This window comes from Priestia sp. YIM B13552 (genome assembly GCF_042787775.1).
GTDB classification, from domain to species: Bacteria; Bacillota; Bacilli; order Bacillales; family Bacillaceae_H; genus Priestia; species Priestia megaterium_E.
On the sequence record NZ_JBHZOU010000002.1, the window covers coordinates 872,461 to 891,308 of the forward strand.

Consider the following 18,848-nt stretch of genomic DNA (forward strand, 5'->3'; position numbering starts at 1 on the left):
GCATCAAAATTTATTTGAAGTATATTTGTAATATTTTTTACAAATTCTTCTTATTTTAACGTGTATTTAAGTCATACATCCCTTTAACAATATCATAAAATACGCTGTTTGTGGGAGATATCGCACTTTTTGTATTTAAATCCACTACTACCATTGCATATTTTGGATTATCTGCAGGAAAGTAACCCGCAAACCATTTATTGACGATATCGTCTTTCACATTGATTTCAGCAGTTCCTGACTTTCCTGCCACTTCATAAGGAAGCGTTTGAAATCTTCTTCCTGTTCCTTTTTCGCTCTGTACGACACCTTTTAAAAGCTGCTGCATAGAAGCAGCTGTGGCTTTATTAATGGTATCTCCTTTTAACTCATGCTCTTTAAATGTATACAATGACGTATTGTTTTTATACTCTAGCGCATCTACAGCTTTTACCTGTTTCTTTTCTCCTCCGCGTGCAATTGACGCCATCATATTTGCTACTGCAAGCGGAGTCACTTTTACATCAAGCTGTCCAATTGCCGTTTGCCCTACAGCATTTGGTACTTTTTTTTCTCTTGCATTTGTCCATATTCTTCCCGATTTTTCTCCTGAAAACTGCTTGAAATGTTCAAAGTGAAACACATCGCCCGTCCATCCTACAGGCTGAATAAGTCCTAACTTATCAGCATATTGTTCAAGGATATTCGGATTAGATATTATCATTTCTTTTGCTAGCTGGGCAAACGTTGCATTACAACTTTGCGCGAAGCTTTCTTCAAACGTCAGCTGCCCTTTTTGATGATCTTCTTCTACATTATTGCCATAAATACTTTTATCGCAGTTATAGGTCAAAGAAGGCTGAATTTTATTTTGTTCAAGCGCTGCAGCTGCTGTTACGGTTTTAAATATAGATCCAGGAGTTTGTGGCGTCAGCAAACGATTTTCTACGCTGTCTGAACCGTTTTGCTTTTTAAATGGATCTTTCTTATTAATCGAAGGCCTGCTGGCCATCGCAATTACTTTATTGCTTTTTATATCAATTAAGACGGCTCCTCCGTCTTTTAACTTATAATGATTTAATGTATTCTCCACTAGCTCCTGAGCAGACAAATCAAGCGTCGTACGCACACTGACTGGATAATAAGGGTTAGCTGTACCCGTGTACTTTACATCGATGCCAAACATAGGCCCACCTAGGCGATCAACATGATAAAGGAGCTTAGACTCCTGTTCAGGCAGCAAAAACTCGTCAAAAGCCCTCTGCATCCCTGAGATACCTACAGGCGTAGTTGATTTAATTGCTCCATTTTTCAATTTGTCACTATACTTCTCTTCAATTATTTGTTTGCTTTGTGCCTCTAGTCCGATTAAATGTTCAGCAAGAGGAACTGGACGCTCATCTTTTAGAGGAATTCCAAATACGCCAGGCACCTTTAATGCATTTATTTTTTCGACTTGTGCATGGGATAACTCTTTTGTAATAACAACCGGTGTTTTAGCATTCGCTAGTCTATTCGTTAGTTCCTTTGGTTGCATTCCCACGATTTCACTTACTTGCTGAACAGGCCACTTCATTTTTTCTAAAAATGGAAACAAGACTAAGCGATTGTGCGTGATAGATGTTAAAGACTGTCCATTTTTATCTTCAAATTTCCCTCGCCCGTCATCTACCACCATTTCCTGCGTACGCTGTTTTACGCTTCCTTCAATTAAGTTAATCTTTTTGTCAGTAAAAGATTCTGTGCTGACAAGCTGAAGTTGAACAAGCCGTGCTCCCAGTCCACTAATTAATAATAAAATAAAAATAAGAGTAATATAAATTCGCTTGTGAATTATTTTCATGACTACACCTCACTCTTTACAAGTGTCGACGTTGCCATTACTTTTAAAACCATTATCTTAAGAAATATTCATTCTTTTTTTCATTTCACAAAAAAACTTGCTGATTCAGCAAGTTTTTATTATTAATTTTCTGTTAAAAATTGTTGAGTTGTTCTTAGCTTTCCTATTTTCGGAAAGATGTAAGAAAGAGTTGCTTCATGCTCTTCTTTTGTAAATGTCGCCATGGCATCCGTGATAAAAATTTGGTTATACCCATACTGAAATGCTTCACGAGCTGTGCTTTCTACACCAATATTTGTTGCAATTCCGCAAAGGACAATTGTATCAATTCCTCTTCGGCGAAGCTGAAGGTCTAAATCTGTCCCAAAAAAGGCTCCCCACTGACGTTTTGTCACAATGTAATCATTCTCTTGAACATTAAGTCTTGGATCGAATTCCGCCCAGTCTGCAGGTCTTTCTTGAGGAGCAGATGGCTTTTGATCCGTTTCTGGCGTCAACGCATCTTTTCCATCTTGAAAATCTACTCGTACAAAACTAATAAATCCATTTTGTTCGCGGAAACGATTCACAAGCTGAACAGATTTCTCCACAATTTCGTCTCCTCCAATTGGAACAATCCCTTTTTGTAAATCAATTAAAACAAGCGCTGTTTTAGTAAAATCGATATCTTTCATCTTCATCTTTCCTTTCTTACATATCTTTTCTATTCTCTCCGTTTTTTAAAATCATATAAAAAAAGCTGACGCGTGTCAGCTTTTTTACTTACGAGCATTCAGTAGAACGCTTCCAACCAGATGTTTTACTTAACAGATACAATTTTCACTGACATATCTCCACCAGGAGTTTGAACAGTTACTTGATCTCCAATTTGTTTGCCCATTAGACTTTTAGCAATTGGCGAATCATTTGAAATTTTCCCTTCAAACGGATCTGCTTCTGCACTACCTACAATTGTATACGTTTCTTCGTCACCATCTGGCAACTCTACAAATGTTACAGATTTACCTAATGATACAATAGAAGAATTTTCTACATCTTCTTCAATAATTTTCGCATTGCGAATCATATTTTCAAGCGTTGTAATACGGCCTTCTACGAAAGCCTGCTCGTCTTTTGCAGAATCGTACTCAGAGTTCTCCGATAAATCTCCAAAACTGCGGGCAATTTTGATACGCTCTACAACTTCTTTACGTTTTACTGTTTTTAAATATTCTAGCTCTTGCTCTAGCTTTAGCTTTCCTTCTTCTGTCATTGGAAATACTTTTTCTTGTGCCATAATCCCTTCACTCCTTCTTGAACTCAAAATCTCTAGTGTATACAGTCCATTTCTGTATGTACAAAAAATTTTCCACTCTGTGGAAAAATCAGTTAATAGAGAAATGACAGCTTCAAAACAGAAGCTGCTCGTTTCTCTATTCTTTATAATGTTTGTGTTTAGTTAGCAGAATATGTCTGCATTGTCTTCAAAAAAATTCCTGCATCTATGCTATGTTATTATAAAATGGCATTTTGTTCAAGAATTGTTTGAATTTTAGTGACCATCAAGTCAATCGCTACGTGGTTTTGACCGCCTTCAGGAATGATAATATCTGCATAGCGTTTTGTTGGTTCAACAAACTGATTATGCATCGGGCGAACGACAGATACGTATTGATCAACAACTGACTCAAGCGTACGCTCTCGTTCTTTAATATCACGAAGCATACGACGAATGATACGAAGATCCGCATCTGTATCTACGTATAGCTTGATATCCATTAAATTACGCAAGCGCTGATCTTCTAGTACAAGAATACCTTCTAAGATAATAACATCTTTTGGTTCTTCTCTAATTACCTTCTCAGAACGCGTATGAATTGCATAATCATATACCGGTTTGTCAATGCTCTCATAATTTAATAAGTTTTGCAAGTGTTCAATCAGCAAATCATTATCAAATGCTAAAGGATGATCGTAGTTTGTTTGCAAACGCTGTTCAAACGGTACATCGCTTTGATCTTTATAATAATAGTCTTGCTCAAGAAGCATAATAGAATGCCCTTTAAAATATTCATAAATAGCTTTGGTTACAGTTGTTTTACCAGAACCGGATCCACCAGCGATACCGATTACAACGGGCTTTTTCCCCATTTTATATTTAAATCCCCTTTCGCATCATGTTATATGAAAATAGAGGTTGGTCCACTTTAAATTTCACAATTTGCAGCGGATGACGCGCAGCATCTAGTTCATTGCCATCTTCGTCCCAAATTTTATCTATTTTTTGCGTAAAGTTTTTAATTTCCGGACCGAAAAATTCCACTTCTTCTCCCGGTTTAAAATAGTTACGCTGTTGCAATGTCACGATGCTTGTTTCTTCATCATAGTTCAATACTAAACCAGCAAAATCAAATTTTGTTTTCTTGCCGTGTACGCCAAACATTTGCTCATCCACTCCAGGAACTCCTTCAAAAAAGGCAGGAGCCGTATCGCGGTTTGCACATTTGTCTAGCTCATCAAGCCATTCTTTTTGAATCACAAAATTCTCAGGATCTGCACAGTATGCGTCAATCACCTTGCGATATACGCTCACCACTGTTGCGATATAGTGAATCGACTTCATACGTCCTTCAATTTTTAAGCTATCAATACCCAGCTCAATCATTTGAGGGATAGATTGAATTAAATTTAAGTCTTTTGGACTCATTGCAAACGGATCGTCTTGCTCATCAAATAAAGCCGTTTCCGTTTTACCGTCTTCTACTTTAAATAAATCATAGTCCCAACGGCATGATTGACAGCAGCCTCCGCGATTTGAATCTCGCGCTGTCATATGATTACTTAGCACACAGCGGCCTGAATAAGCAATACACATCGCTCCGTGAATAAAAGCTTCAATTTCAATATCCACTTTTTCTTTCATTTCGCGCATTTCTTCAGCACCCGTTTCACGAGCAAGTACAACACGTTCTAATCCTTCTTCTTTCCAGAACTGAACGGCTTTCCAGTTTGAAAGTGATTGCTGCGTACTTAAATGTACTTCAAGCTTAGGTGCAACGCGTCGACAGGTTTCGATAATTAACGGATCAGCTACGATGATTCCAGAAACACCAGCGCGCTCTAATCCCATTAAATAATCTTCAAGTCCGTCCATATTTTCATTATGAGCAAAAATGTTTGTTGTAACATAAATACGTGCGCCGTATTTGTTTGCAAACTGAACACCTTCTGCCATTTCTTCAAATGTAAAGTTATCTGCATTTGAACGAAGGCCAAACTCTTTTCCTCCGATAAACACAGCATCTGCTCCATAGTGTACGGCAACTTTTAATTTTTCAAGGTTACCGGCTGGAGCTAACAACTCAGGCTTCTTAGTAATAACTCGTTTACCTTCTACTACAGTATCGATTTGAACAGCCATCGTTTGTACCTCCTTTGTTTATCTTTCTTTGCAAGCTTTTTAATATACCGTTTCTTTAAAGAAAAACCCTGTGTCTAACGGGCGGTTAATTGGCTGCAAGCTTTCAATTTCTTCTAACAAATCGTCTTTAACATTTTCGTATTCTTCACGGTCATCTACACATAAATCAATCGCTTGACGATATTTTTTTGTTACTTCTAAAATATATTGCGGTGACTTTAACACGCCGTCAATTTTGAATACATCTACTTCAGCGTCAATCATCTCGGAAAGCTCATCGATAATGCACATATCATTTGGACTCATAATGTGCGTTCCATTTTCATCTTCGAAAATTGGATACTTATTGTTTCGCTCATTATCAAGTAAAAACATATCTTTTTCTACTTTACGATTTTCAATTTCCATGACTTTTCCTTGATACTCAAAGTAGTTGCCAAGAAGTGAACGTTTTGATTGGAACATACACGTCATGCCATGCACCTGAACTTCAATTTCTACCTCGGCTTTTTCTTTGATATCAATGATGCTATCCATGCTTAGCTCACGAGCAAGAACTGCACGCTTAGCTCCTTTACGCCCCCAGTAGTTACATGAATACCAGTTTGTTCCCGTTGTCTCAGTACTCCAGTGCATCTTCATTTCTGGAGCTGTTTCACGCACTGCCATCAATACAGCAGGATCTCCAAAAACAATCGCATCCACGCTTGCTTCTTTTAAGAATAAAATATATTCATTTAGTTCGGCGATTTTATCATTGTGAAATAATCCGTTCATCGCTACGTAGACTTTTGCATTATGCTGATGAGAAATATTTACAGCTTCTACGATATCTTCACGTTTGAATTCACCTGCTAAACGCAAACCGTAGCGCTGTTCACCAACCATAATAGCTGTTGCTCCAGCTTGTAGTAATGATTCGATTTCTGAAACTGCAGTTGGTGTCACTAATAGTTCTGGTTTTTTCATTCTTGGTCACCTCTTTTAATACTAATCGCGATTCCGTCTCCAATAGGGAGAATAGTTGTATAATAATCGGGATGATTCATCAGCCACGTATTGTATGCCTGAATTTTTTTAATTAAGCTGCGGCGTCGACGTGTTTCTACTTCGGCCAAATCGGTCGCTACGTGACCTTTAAATAGTACGTTATCCGAAATAATCATTCCTTTAGAAGATAGCATCGGCTCATAATGTTCAAAAAAACGCTGATACTGACCTTTAGCTGCATCAATAAACACTGCATCATAAGGACCATGACGTTCAATCTCATCTCTAAGCTCTAGTGCATCTCCAAACAACGACACAATTTTATCTTGTTTTCCCGCCCGTTCAATAAATTCTTGCGCTTTTTGGTAACGCTCTTCATTTCGTTCTACCGTAACCACTCGTGCCTCTGGAAGCGCATGGGTCATTCGAATAGACGAATATGCAATCGCTGTTCCAATTTCTAATATATGTTTTGGCTGATGAAGACGAAGAATTTGCAATAGCGTTTCAACACCAATCAATTCCATAATTGGAACGTGATGTTCTTTTGCATAAGCTTCCATTTCTTCAATAAGCTCCTGGCGCTTAGGAATAAGCTTTTCCACATACTGCTCTACGTTTTGTAAAAGCAAAACACTTCCTCCGTTCTCAGAAGTACATTTTACATTATGTTTTCATAACGTTTTATTACTGCAAAATAGTAAGACAACTAGTCTATTATAAGTTTTTTTCGTTTTTACGTAAACCCGATATATTTTAACATAAAAGATGGGGAATGCGAAGTATCGCGATTCCCCAATTTTAAATTTCCACTTATTTTTCGGTATTTTGCTTTTCTTTACCTGTAATATGCTTGGCTTTTTCTTTGTTATGTTCTTCTAAGGTTTTGGTGAAAATAACTTTTCCTTCAGGTGTGGCCAAGAAGTATAAATAATCTGTATTGGCTGGATGTAACGCAGCTTTGATTGACATCAAACCAGAGCTGGCAATTGGTCCTGGAGGCAACCCTTTTACTTTATACGTATTGTAAGGAGAGTCCACTTCTAAATGCTTATAGAACACGCGGTCTTTATGCTCTCCTAAGGCATATAAGACGGTTGGATCCGTTTGAAGAGGCATATTTTTTTCAAGGCGATTATAAAAGACGCTGGCAATTTTTTCTCGGTCGACTTTTGCAGTTGCTTCCTCTTCAATCAGAGAAGACATTGTTAACAATTTATGTGCACTGAATTTTTTCTTCTCCATTTGCCCACTGTACTGACCTAATACATTATTTGTTTTCCCTACCATTTTATCCAATATTTCATCTAACGACACATTTTTATCATAAAAATCATACGTAACGGGATATAAATAACCTTCTAGCGGATGTTTAATATCTTTTTGCATCACTTCATCCGTTACTAAATCTGGATATTTTTCTTTCATTTTATTGACGAATGCCTTATCGTCTAGCTTTTTCATGACTTCGTCTTTTGTAAACTTTGTATTTTTAGCAATGATATCAGCAATTTCCACAAGCTGGCGTCCTTCTGGAATGGTGACACGAATATCAGGTTGTTTTGAAACCTGGCCTTTTTCCATTTTTTCAACCATTTCCCCTAAACTCATGGAAGGAGAAAATAAATACGTTCCAGCTTGAAATCCAGACACATGGGTTAATTTTACGTAATAGCGAAATGCACTTTTGCTTTTAATTAAATCTTCTTTTTTCAATACCGTACCAATCGATTGGACGGAAGAACCTTGTGGAATGGTCACATTTACTTTTTTATTGCTGTTTCGATCCACGGGCGTTAAGCGGGATTGAGCATAGAAAAATGCACCGCCAACTAGTAAAAGAAGTACGATAATTGTAATAAAAATAACTCGTTTTTTTCTTGAACGATTAGGTGGTAAAAATGTTTGTTGCGACAAGCAGCTTCCTGGTTAAATCTACTTCTGTAAAAGAAGATACAACCAGTTTCACCTCTTTTCTTCTTGATTTTTTATAAGTATAAACAGAGAGGAGACATGAGATTGCGATTCATTCGTATCGCCTATAGGTGTGAGATGGTATCGCTTCCTTAAACTCTCGCCTCTTCTAAAATTTTTCCATGATTTATGTTATTGTCTGCCCAAAGTCTAGTTTCATCCGTTCAAACAATGAATTCTTTTATTAAAATGCACTCTCACACGCAGGAATTATTATACTACAATTTATCTTATTTTTCGTCATTATCATACAATCTGCCCTAAGAATGCAAGGAAAAACCTTTTTATATCTAAAAAGAACAGCCGCTATGTAAAAAAAAGCTGATAACGATTGTCATCAGCTTTTTCACTATAATTATTCGCCTTCTTCGTCAAGGAATGTATTAACCATTTCCTCAACCATGTCCCATTCTTCTTCTGTTTCAATCGGTTGAAGCTCACCGTCTTGACCATCTTCACTTGGTGTGAAAGCAGATGCATGAATTTCAATTTCCTCTTCATCATCTTGGTCTGCTCCGATTGGATAGTAAATTACATATGATTTGTTATATTGATCAGAATCAAATGTGAATAAAATTTCGCATAGCTGCTCATTTCCATTCTCATCGACGATTGTAATTTTATTTTCTTCTACGCTCATGTTTGCACCTCATTTTATATTGTAAGCTCTTAGCTTAACTTTTTCTTCAGCGAAAAGCAAGCCGTTCAGTTATTTCACTTCCCTTTTACGTACAAAAGAATATGCAAAAGGGAAATTCATAACTTTTCAGCTGAGGCAAAGCCTGCTGCTTTTCTTACTGCTTGCTGTCTAAGTATCCTTGAAGAATCATAACAGCTGCCATTTTATCGATTACTTTTTTGCGTTTCTTACGGCTTACATCGGCAGACAGCAGTACTCGCTCTGCTGCCATCGTCGACAAGCGCTCGTCCCACATCATCGTTTCAATGTTAAGTTTTTCTTTGACGTTGTCAGCAAACTCAATGCACGCTTCGCCTCGAGGGCCAATCGTACCATTCATATTTTTAGGAAGACCCACTACGATTTTCTCTACGGAATATTCGTCAATTAGCTGCTGTAAACGAGGATATGATTGCTCCATCTGCTCATCTGCAATTTTAATTGTTTCAATTCCTTGCGCTGTCCATCCCATTTCATCACTAACTGCCACACCAATTGTTTTGGTTCCTACATCTAATCCTAATACGCGCATTTATGAATCCTTTCGATGCTGTTGTAAATAAGATTTAACAAGTTCTTCAATGAGCTCGTCTCGCTCTAACTGGCGAATTGTATTTCTCGCATCGTTATGACGAGGAATGTAAGCAGGGTCTCCTGATAACAAATACCCAACGATTTGGTTGATTGGGTTGTAGCCTTTTTCTTGCAGTGCGTCATAAACCGTAAACAATACTTCATGTACGTTTGTTTCAGCTGGCTCATCTTGAAAATTAAATTGCATGGTTTTATCAAATGAACTCACGGTCCCACCTCACTCTCTTAATTTGTGAACACATTGTGCACTATGCTAAGTCTTATTTATATTGTACACCAAGAAAGAGGAGAATTAAACGGATTTAACCCATTCTTCTACAGTGCCAAGTGCTTTTTCAATTTGGCTAGCGTCTTTTCCTCCAGCTTGCGCCATGTCAGGGCGTCCGCCTCCGCCTCCGCCGCAAATCGTCGCTACTTCTTTAACAAGTTTGCCAGCGTGATGGCCTTTAGCAATTAAATCTTTTGTTACACCTGCAATAATATTTACCTTTTCACCTTGTGGAGAAGCTAATACGATCACAGCGGATTCTAATTTTTGTTTTAAATCGTCAACCATTGCACGAAGGTTATTCATATCCGTTGCATTCACTTTCGCTGCTAGGACATTCACACCATTAATGTTTTGTACGCGGTCAACGAGATTGCCAGCTTCAATATTGCCAAGCTTTGTAGATAGTGAATCATTTTCACGCTGAAGATTACGAATTTCTTCTAGTAATCCTTCAACGCGCCCTACTAAATCACGCGGATTGGATTTTACTTTTGCCGCAGCTTCTTTTAGTAAGCCTACTTGATCGTTCATTAACTGATAGGCAGCTTTTCCAGTTACAGCTTCAATGCGTCGAGTACCTGCACCGATTCCCGATTCTGATACAATTTTAAATAAACCGATAACAGACGTATTTGGCACGTGACATCCACCACATAATTCTAAGCTGTAGTCGCCTACTTGTACTACGCGCACGATATCTCCGTATTTCTCACCAAATAGCGCCATTGCACCCATCGCTTTTGCTTCGTCAATTGCTTTGTTTTCAATTTGTACAGAGATGCTGTCCCAAATCTTTTCATTAACGATTTGTTCAATTTTCTCAAGCTCTTCTTGTGTCACTTGACCAAAGTGAGAGAAGTCAAAGCGCAAGCGATCCGCTGTTACTAAAGAACCCGCTTGATTAACATGCGTTCCTAACGTATCTTTTAATGCTTGATGCAATAAATGTGTTGCCGTATGGTTTTTCACAATCGCACTGCGGTTTTCTTCATCAAGCCCCGCCGTATATGTTTCACCTTTTACAAGCTCACCGTTTGTTACAGCTACCGTTTGGACATTTTGGCCGTTTGGCGCTTTTTGAACGTCTTTTACTTCCGCTGTTCCTGAAGCACTTTGAATCGTACCTTGGTCCGCAATTTGACCGCCGCTTTCTGCGTAGAATGGCGTGTGGCTTAAGATGACTTGCGCTTCTGTTCCAGCTTCAGCGCGGTCAACAAGCTCACCGTCTACAATAATTGCTTCAACAACTGTTTCTACTTCATTTTTATCATAACCAACAAACTCACTTGCAACAGTTACTTCACCAAGTACGCCGCCTTGAACTTGCATAGAGCTAGAATCTTGACGAGCAGCACGTGCACGCTCACGCTGTGCTTCCATTTCGCGTTCAAAACCTGCATGATCAATTTTCATGTTCTCATCTTCTGCATATTCTTCCGTTAATTCAACAGGGAATCCATACGTGTCATATAAACGGAAAACATCTTCGCCTTGTACCATATCACTGTTTTGCGCTTTTTCTTTTTTAATAACGGTTCCCAAAATAGCTAGTCCGTCATTTAACGTTTCGTGAAAACGCTCTTCTTCATTTTTTACTACGCGCTGGATAAAATCCGTTTTTTCCTTTACTTCCGGATAGAAATCAACCATGATTTCACCTACTACCGGCACTAGCTCGTACATGAACGGACGATTAATGTTTAGCTTTTTAGCATAGCGAACTGCTCGGCGTAACAAACGGCGCAGCACATACCCACGACCTTCATTTGAAGGAAGCGCACCATCACCTACAGCAAATGTTACCGTACGAATATGGTCAGCAATAACTTTAAATGCCGTATCTTGCTCATCATTTGTACGATATTTAGCGCCTGAAATGTTTTCTGTTGCTTCAATAATTGGCATAAACAAATCTGTATCAAAGTTTGTTTGCACGTCTTGAATAACAGAAACCATACGCTCTAAGCCCATTCCCGTATCGATGTTTTTCTTTGGAAGCGGCGTGTACGTGCCATCAGGATTGTGATTAAATTGAGAAAATACAAGGTTCCAAATTTCTAAATAACGCTCATTTTCTCCACCTGGATATAATTCCGGATCAGTTAGGTCATTTCCATATGCTTCTCCGCGATCATAAAAGATCTCTGTATTTGGACCACTCGGACCTTCTCCGATATCCCAGAAATTACCTTCTAAACGAATGATGCGCTCTTTAGGCACGCCCATTTTTTCATTCCAAATCTTAAATGCTTCTTCATCTTCGGGGTGAACTGTTACAGATAGCTTATCTGCGTCGAATCCAATCCATTTATCGCTCGTTAAAAATTCCCATGCCCATTGGATGGCTTCTTCTTTGAAATAATCACCGATAGAGAAATTACCAAGCATTTCAAAAAACGTATGATGGCGAGCCGTTTTACCTACGTTTTCGATATCGTTTGTACGAATGGATTTTTGTGCGTTACAAATACGCGGATTTTGAGGAATAACACGACCATCAAAATATTTTTTTAATGTAGCTACTCCACTGTTAATCCATAATAAAGACGGATCTTCATGCGGAACTAAAGATGCGCTTGGTTCTACATCATGGCCTTTTTCTTTAAAGAAATCTAAATACATTTGACGAACTTGTGCTGACGTCAGTTTTTTCATGATTGGTCCTCCTTTAATACTCTTCTTATTTATAGACAAAAAAATGATGACATAAAAGCATCTATTTTCTCTGTGTACAAAAGCAATTACTAGTTATTTGCACACAAAAAAACTCTCATCCCTGTAGCAGGGACGAGAGTTGAACTCGCGGTACCACCCTGATTATAAATGCCAAAAGCATTTATCACCTTCATAGCGTTAACGTTGCTGACACGGCAGGTTTTAGCCTGCACTCTGGACTAGCGTTCCGCTGCTCTTTGTTTAGCGCTTCTTTCAGCCAAGGAAGCCCTTCTCTAAAAACTAGTGTGCAACGTACTCGATCCATCATTGTGTTTAAAATATGTAGCGTTTTCTTATGGCGATATTATGACAAATTAACCGCTCTTTGTCAATGTTTGAGCGTATAAGAGCGGATATGCAAAATAGATATTTTAATGACTGCTAAAATTGGCACAGCCAAAATGAGACCCAATACTCCTCCAAATTCTCCTCCTAAAAGGAGCGCAAGCATGATAAACAAAGGATGAATATGAAGGCTCTTTCCTACGATAAGCGGAGACAGCACATTTCCCTCTAGAAACTGCAGCACAAAGATTATAATGACAATGGTAATAACCAACTTTATCGAGATTGTGGCTGCAATAATAGCCGCTGGAACCGCACCAATAATCGGGCCAAAATAAGGGATGATATTCGTTACGCCAATAATGAAGCCTAAAAGAAGTGCATAAGGCACATGAAAGAACCACAGTGCCGCTGTGGCAATCACACCAATAATGAGACAAACAAAAAATTGCCCTCTAATGTAATTGCCGAGTGATTCATTCACATCCGATAAAAAACGTTCGCCTGGTTTGTGCCACTTTTTAGGCGTGACATAAGCTGTTGCTTTCTTAATAGAGGAAAAATCCTTCAGCATATAAAAAACAATAAATGGAATAATGATTAAAATCAAAAAAGAGGTAATCAATGACTTTAATCCTTCCGCCACTTTTGTAAGCCACACGTTGAGCGTAGCCTCTACATCATCAATGCTGCCTTCAATTTTCTCATGTACACCGTTTGGAAGTGAAGTTGTACGATCATGAATCGATTCTACCCAATGTCTATATGTATTCGTAAAATGAGGCAGCTGTTCGTTTAAATCTTTTACTTGTTCCACAAAAATAGGATACGACTTATAGGCTCCAAACCCAATTCCTCCAAAAAAGATGATGTAGATCAGTAAAATAGCTAGAGGACGAGGCACGCCTTTATCATGCGTTTTTTCAATAAGCGGATGAAGTAAATATGTAATGAATGCTGCAATAAAAAAAGGCAGCAGTGCTTTTAAAAACATGTAAATAACAGGAAGCCATAAAAACTGGACTTTAAAAAAGACTAATATGCACAGCAGCGCTAATAACAGCAGTCCGAATCTATAGAACCATTTGAATGAACTATCTTTCAACGTAAACTCCTCCTCTCTTCTATTTTTTGATAAAGAAAGGAGTTTATACATGCAGTTGTCTCTTCTGCCTGCAAAAAAGCACTATTGCAGCTCAGTGCAATAGTGCTTTTTTTATTAGTGAATAGCTTTCATCATACGTTTACGCATTTTTTTCATATTTCTTTTTGTAAACATCTCTCGATCATCTGCCATTTTAAATGCATAAGCTCCAAGACCGAAAGCGACTACTGACGGAATGATTCTGCCCATTGCTCTTCCTCCCGGTAAAAAAGAATTAGAAATTGATTGTGCGCTCGTCGTCTGAGAATAAATCATCAAGCGAGCTCAATGTTCCATCTTCTTCTACTTGGTGAGTATTAATTTGTCCTTTTGAAATAGTCATTTCAATAAAACAATTCCAGCAGTAATACTGATTTACACCAATTTTGCCAACGTCAATACTTTTACAGTTTGGACATTTAAACAAAGTCGACACCTCTTTATACGTTCTACTTATATAAACGCATTATGTCCACTTCTTTCCATGTCCATACTTTATTTTCTGACAATTAGCAAAGAAGGATGGCAACAAAGGAGTTTATTTAACTCTTTGTTAGCATGCGAAAGGTTACATGAAATCATACGGCGTAACGTTTTCCATCCCAATATTTGCATCTTTCATAAATGGAATTTCGGGATCTTCTATGTCGTTATCCAAGCTTTCTCGAAGCAGCGGCTGTAAATTCGTTTGGCGAACGCTGTCTTCATTTCGGCTAACTCCAAGCTGAAACGCTTCGTCTTCTCCGCATAAAATTAAAAACTGTTTGCTTCGCGTAACGGCGGTATAAAGTAAATTGCGTCGCAGCATCCGGTAATAGCTTTTAACAATTGGAAGCACAACAATGGGAAATTCACTTCCCTGTGATTTATGAATGGAACAGCAGTATGCATGAGTTATTTGATTAAAGTCTTGCTTTGTGTAAGTTACTTCATTTCCTTCATATGAAATAACCAGCATATCCTGTTTTTCCGTATTTTCTTTGGCAAAGAAAACCGAAACGATTTCTCCCATATCTCCGTTAAATACGTTGCTATCCGGCTGATTTACAAGTTGCAGCACTTTATCTCCGACTCGGTACGTAATATCTCCGTGCTTAAGCTCTCTTCTTTGCTCAGAAGCCGGGTTAAATAATTCCTGAAGAACTTCATTCAGTTTATCAATCCCTGCAGGACCTTTATACATAGGAGCTAAAACTTGAATATCTTTAGCCGTATAGCCTTTTTTTAACGCATTCCCGCAAACTTGTTGCACAACGTTCGTAATGTGCTGTCCTTGACAACGAATAAAGGAACGATCTCCTTGCTGCCTCGATAAGTCTTCCGGAAGCTTTCCTTTTTTTATTTCATGAGCCAAATCAATAATTGACGATCCTTCCGCTTGCCTGTATACATCTGTCAGACGGACGGTAGGAACTACTTCGGAACTCAGTAAATCTTTTAATACCTGTCCCGGACCTACTGAAGGAAGCTGGTCTTCGTCTCCAACTAAAATAACCTGTAAATTAGCAGGAAGAGATTTAAACAGCTGATGAGCGAGCCACAAATCTACCATTGATACTTCATCTACAATCAGTAATTTTCCGTCAATTGGATTTTCCTCATTATGATCAAATCCTTCTTGTCCGTTCCATTTTAATAATCGGTGAATCGTGACTGCCGGAAGTCCCGTCGCTTCGCTCATTCGTTTAGCAGCTCGTCCCGTAGGTGCCACAAGTAAAACAGGAAAAGCCTCATCTTTTTTATAGTCCCCTGGATTTAACGAACATCCGTGAAGTTCTGCATAAAGTTCGACTATTCCTTTAATAACCGTTGTTTTTCCTGTACCTGGTCCACCTGTTAAGAGAAGCATTGGAGACATTAAAGCGGTTTGTATACCCTTGCGCTGAGACGGTGCATATTGGACGTCTAACCGCTCTTCTAGTTCACCCAGAGCCAATAAGAATTCTGATTCCGGAAACTGCTCTTCGTACTGCGTTTGAGCCATAATTTTTTGAATAGCTTTAACCAGCCCTTTTTCAGCATAGAAAAGGGGAGGAAAATAAATTTTTTCGTCTTGGATGATAAGCTTTTTATCTGCTTTTAATGCGTCCACTTCTCTTGTAAGATCCATTTCAGACAGATTCTCATGCCTGCTTTTCCGAAGAAGCTCTGCTGTTTTTCCATACAGCTGGTCTGCCGTAACGTATACATGCCCCATTTGATTGCATTCTTGCTCAATGACGTATAAAATACCTGCGCGCAAACGATCAGGATGATTGGTTGCCATACCAAGCCTCTTTCCAAGTTCATCGGCCCTGCTAAAACCAATACCTTGAATATCTTCTACGAGCTGATAAGGATTATTTTGAACAATTTCAAGCGCTTCTTGTTTATACGCTTGGAAAATCTTCATCGAAAGCTGCGGTCCAAACCCGAGGTCTGTCAGCTTTACCATTACTTCTTCTAACCCTTGATGTTCACGAAGCTGCGTGACTAAAGCTTCTGCCTTGTCGGCTGAAAGCCTCGGAACCTCTTTTAGCACAGACTCATTTTGCAAAATACGAAAAATAGCGCGTTCTCCTAGGGCGTCCACAATGTTTTCAGCGGTTTTTTTACCGATTCCGTGAAATAAATCGCTAGACAGGTACTGAACAACCCCTTGCCTTGATTGCGGAAGTTCTTTTTTAAACTGTTCAACATGAAACTGCAGACCAAACTTTGGATGCTCTTTGAAGTCTCCGTAAAACGTGTATACTTCATCTTCATTCAGCTTAGGAAAATAGCCTGTAACGACCGTTTCTTTATCTTCAATCTCTAAATTTGTTTTTTTGATCCGTATCCGCGTAACGTTATATAAGTTTTCTTCGTTATGAAAGACCGTTACAATCGACGTGCCGCTTATATAATGACGTTCTGGCTGTGAAGGGTTCACTTGTTCTTCGTTCATGTTATCCTTCCTTTACCCGCTTTCTTAATGTTCTAATGTAGACAGCACTTGTTTGGCATTTGCTGCCATTACGTGATCTGGCTGCACGTTTAAAGCTTCATCTAACATCTCAATCGCCTTGTCTTTGTCATCTTTCATAGCATAAGCTACGCCTAAATTATAAAAAGCATCGGCATGTTCTGGCTCTTGATTGACTACCTTAAGAAATTCAGCAATTGCTTCATCTACCATTTCGAGCTGTGCTAAACAAAGACCGTACTGAAATTTTGCTTCTACATCATGTTCGTTTAGTTCTACCGCCCGCTGAAGATAAGGCATCGCGAAACGAATTTCTTCCATATGAAACAGCGTTAAACCAAGCATAAAGTACGCATCGGATGAGTCTAAGCCTTTTTTGATTGCTAAATCAAAGTAGTGCTTTGCCTGCTCAAGCTGCTCTGCATTAAAATAAATATTTCCTGCTCCGTAATACGCTGTTGCCGTTTCTTCATCTAATTCAATCGCACGTTCATAAAATTTCAAAGCACGATCCATCTCACTAACAGCCGCTAACAAATTGCCAAAATTCACATACACAATTGGATCTTTTGGATTATCTTCAATTGCTTCTGAAAATGTTTTAGCAGCCTCTTCAAATTTCCCTTCCTGCATATACTGGATTCCTAGCTGATTTTTATCTGTCATTTTTTCGTTCACTCCACTGTTTTAGTTATGATTTAAAAGATTTTCACATCATGAAAATCTACAATATGTAAGTTATTAGTTTACCCAATAAGTAAAGTATATCATAGAAAAACCTCAGCTATATACGGCCGAGGTTTTTCGTTCTTGCTTATATGAATTATACGTACCAGATTTGCTCTTCTTCTTGAAATACTTTGTCAATTGTTGCTCCGCCAAGACATTCATCGTCTTTGTAAAACACAACTGCTTGACCTGGCGTAATTGCGCGAACAGGTTCAGCAAAAATAACCTTAATTGTATCATCATCGACTTTTTCAACAGTTACTGCTGAATCGGTTTGACGATAGCGGAATTTTGCTGTACACGTCATTGGTGACGACCAGTCAAGGTCGCTTACCCAGCTGACATTGGTTGCTGTAAGAGATGTAGAATAGAGCAACTCATTGTGAAAACCTTGATCGACGTACAAAACATTTTTTTCTAAATCTTTTCCGACTACAAACCAAGGTTCACCGCTGCCTCCAATACCTAAACCATGGCGTTGGCCAATTGTATAGTACATGAGACCGTCATGCTTGCCTTTCACTTCGCCGTCAAGCGTTTGCATTACACCTGGCTGAGCAGGAAGATACTGACTTAAAAATTCTTTGAAGTTGCGTTCACCAATAAAGCAAATACCTGTGCTATCTTTTTTCGTTGCTGTAGCAAGGCCTGCTTCTTTTGCAATTTCACGCACTTTTGATTTCTCAATTTCACCAATCGGGAACATTACTTTGGAAAGCTGATCTTGTCCTAATTGATTTAAGAAATACGTTTGATCTTTATTTCCATCTACGCCTCGAAGCATTTTATACTCCCCGTCGCGGTACGCAACGCGTGCATAATGTCCTGTCGCTAGATAATCTGCTCCTAGCGTCATTGCATGCTCTAAAAAGGCTTTGAATTTAATTTCTTTATTACACATTACATCAGGATTCGGTGTACGACCTGCTTTATATTCATCTAAAAAGTAGGTAAATACTTTATCCCAATATTGTTTTTCAAAGTTGACTGCATAGTAGGGAATACCAATTTGATTACATACGCGAATAACATCGTTATAATCTTCAGTCGCAGTACAAACGCCGTTTTCATCCGTATCGTCCCAGTTTTTCATAAAGATTCCGATCACATCGTATCCTTGTTGTTTTAACAAAAGAGCTGCTACAGATGAATCAACGCCTCCGCTCATTCCGACTACCACACGTGTATCTTTAGGTGATTTTGTCAACTTCGCCACCTCCGTTTTCTTCATTTTAATTAAATTGTTCGCTAAAAAGCGAAAGAAACGACACAAACCATCAGTGAGGGATGAAGACCCTACT

The 18,848-nt window shown here is 38.6% G+C and carries 18 protein-coding genes and 1 other annotated feature; all 18 genes read right to left on the bottom strand.

The window, feature by feature from the left end:
• Nucleotides 1–55 precede the first annotated feature (55 nt).
• Nucleotides 56–1,822 carry a peptidoglycan D,D-transpeptidase FtsI family protein gene (locus ACFX40_RS10605; protein ID WP_377254903.1) on the bottom strand — a complete coding sequence of 589 codons (1,767 nt, stop codon included), beginning with the start codon at nt 1,820–1,822 and terminating at the stop codon, nt 56–58.
• Nucleotides 1,823–1,944: 122 nt separating this feature from the next.
• Nucleotides 1,945–2,502, bottom strand: coding sequence for an isochorismatase family protein (locus ACFX40_RS10610; protein ID WP_028410598.1), 558 nt, complete (start codon nt 2,500–2,502; stop codon nt 1,945–1,947).
• A gap of 119 nt (nt 2,503–2,621) precedes the next feature.
• On the bottom strand, nt 2,622–3,098 hold the full coding sequence (gene greA / locus ACFX40_RS10615) for a transcription elongation factor GreA (RefSeq protein WP_013059279.1): 477 nt from the start codon (nt 3,096–3,098) through the stop codon (nt 2,622–2,624).
• 218 nt (nt 3,099–3,316) lie between these two features.
• Complete coding sequence (udk, locus tag ACFX40_RS10620; protein WP_013059280.1) at nt 3,317–3,952, bottom strand: uridine kinase; 636 nt, start codon at nt 3,950–3,952, stop codon at nt 3,317–3,319.
• A 7-nt stretch (nt 3,953–3,959) separates the two neighbouring features.
• Complete coding sequence (locus ACFX40_RS10625) at nt 3,960–5,222, bottom strand: peptidase U32 family protein (RefSeq protein WP_013059281.1); 1,263 nt, start codon at nt 5,220–5,222, stop codon at nt 3,960–3,962.
• Between the two features lie 39 nt (nt 5,223–5,261).
• On the bottom strand, nt 5,262–6,191 hold the full coding sequence (locus ACFX40_RS10630) for a peptidase U32 family protein (protein WP_028410597.1): 930 nt from the start codon (nt 6,189–6,191) through the stop codon (nt 5,262–5,264).
• Complete coding sequence (locus ACFX40_RS10635) at nt 6,188–6,844, bottom strand: O-methyltransferase (protein WP_013059283.1); 657 nt, start codon at nt 6,842–6,844, stop codon at nt 6,188–6,190. The genes ACFX40_RS10630 and ACFX40_RS10635 overlap by 4 nt, the downstream gene beginning before the upstream one ends.
• Before the next feature lie 181 nt (nt 6,845–7,025).
• The gene (gene mltG / locus ACFX40_RS10640) at nt 7,026–8,129 is read right to left on the bottom strand and encodes an endolytic transglycosylase MltG (protein WP_028410595.1); all 1,104 of its coding nucleotides are present in this window, start codon (nt 8,127–8,129) and stop codon (nt 7,026–7,028) included.
• Nucleotides 8,130–8,541: 412 nt separating this feature from the next.
• Nucleotides 8,542–8,826, bottom strand: a complete 285-nt coding sequence (locus ACFX40_RS10645) for a DUF1292 domain-containing protein (RefSeq protein WP_013059285.1) — start codon at nt 8,824–8,826, stop codon at nt 8,542–8,544.
• Nucleotides 8,827–8,980: 154 nt separating this feature from the next.
• On the bottom strand, nt 8,981–9,397 hold the full coding sequence (gene ruvX / locus ACFX40_RS10650) for a Holliday junction resolvase RuvX (RefSeq protein WP_013059286.1): 417 nt from the start codon (nt 9,395–9,397) through the stop codon (nt 8,981–8,983).
• Nucleotides 9,398–9,667, bottom strand: coding sequence for an IreB family regulatory phosphoprotein (locus ACFX40_RS10655; RefSeq protein ID WP_013059287.1), 270 nt, complete (start codon nt 9,665–9,667; stop codon nt 9,398–9,400).
• Nucleotides 9,668–9,751: 84 nt separating this feature from the next.
• Nucleotides 9,752–12,385, bottom strand: coding sequence for an alanine--tRNA ligase (gene alaS, locus ACFX40_RS10660; RefSeq protein WP_028410594.1), 2,634 nt, complete (start codon nt 12,383–12,385; stop codon nt 9,752–9,754).
• Between the two features lie 125 nt (nt 12,386–12,510).
• Nucleotides 12,511–12,722: a binding site (T-box leader), on the bottom strand.
• A gap of 51 nt (nt 12,723–12,773) precedes the next feature.
• The gene (locus ACFX40_RS10665) at nt 12,774–13,835 is read right to left on the bottom strand and encodes an AI-2E family transporter (RefSeq protein ID WP_013059290.1); all 1,062 of its coding nucleotides are present in this window, start codon (nt 13,833–13,835) and stop codon (nt 12,774–12,776) included.
• Nucleotides 13,836–13,949: 114 nt separating this feature from the next.
• Nucleotides 13,950–14,084: a YrzQ family protein gene (locus tag ACFX40_RS10670; RefSeq protein WP_013059291.1), complete on the bottom strand. Its 135-nt coding sequence runs from the start codon at nt 14,082–14,084 to the stop codon at nt 13,950–13,952.
• Nucleotides 14,085–14,109: 25 nt separating this feature from the next.
• Complete coding sequence (locus ACFX40_RS10675; protein WP_013059292.1) at nt 14,110–14,301, bottom strand: hypothetical protein; 192 nt, start codon at nt 14,299–14,301, stop codon at nt 14,110–14,112.
• Nucleotides 14,302–14,442: 141 nt separating this feature from the next.
• Nucleotides 14,443–16,800 carry an SF1B family DNA helicase RecD2 gene (gene recD2 / locus ACFX40_RS10680; protein ID WP_013059293.1) on the bottom strand — a complete coding sequence of 786 codons (2,358 nt, stop codon included), beginning with the start codon at nt 16,798–16,800 and terminating at the stop codon, nt 14,443–14,445.
• Nucleotides 16,801–16,824: 24 nt separating this feature from the next.
• Nucleotides 16,825–17,484, bottom strand: a complete 660-nt coding sequence (locus tag ACFX40_RS10685; RefSeq protein WP_013085089.1) for a tetratricopeptide repeat protein — start codon at nt 17,482–17,484, stop codon at nt 16,825–16,827.
• 157 nt (nt 17,485–17,641) lie between these two features.
• On the bottom strand, nt 17,642–18,754 hold the full coding sequence (mnmA, locus tag ACFX40_RS10690) for a tRNA 2-thiouridine(34) synthase MnmA (RefSeq protein ID WP_028410593.1): 1,113 nt from the start codon (nt 18,752–18,754) through the stop codon (nt 17,642–17,644).
• Between the last annotated feature and the right edge of the window lie 94 nt (nt 18,755–18,848).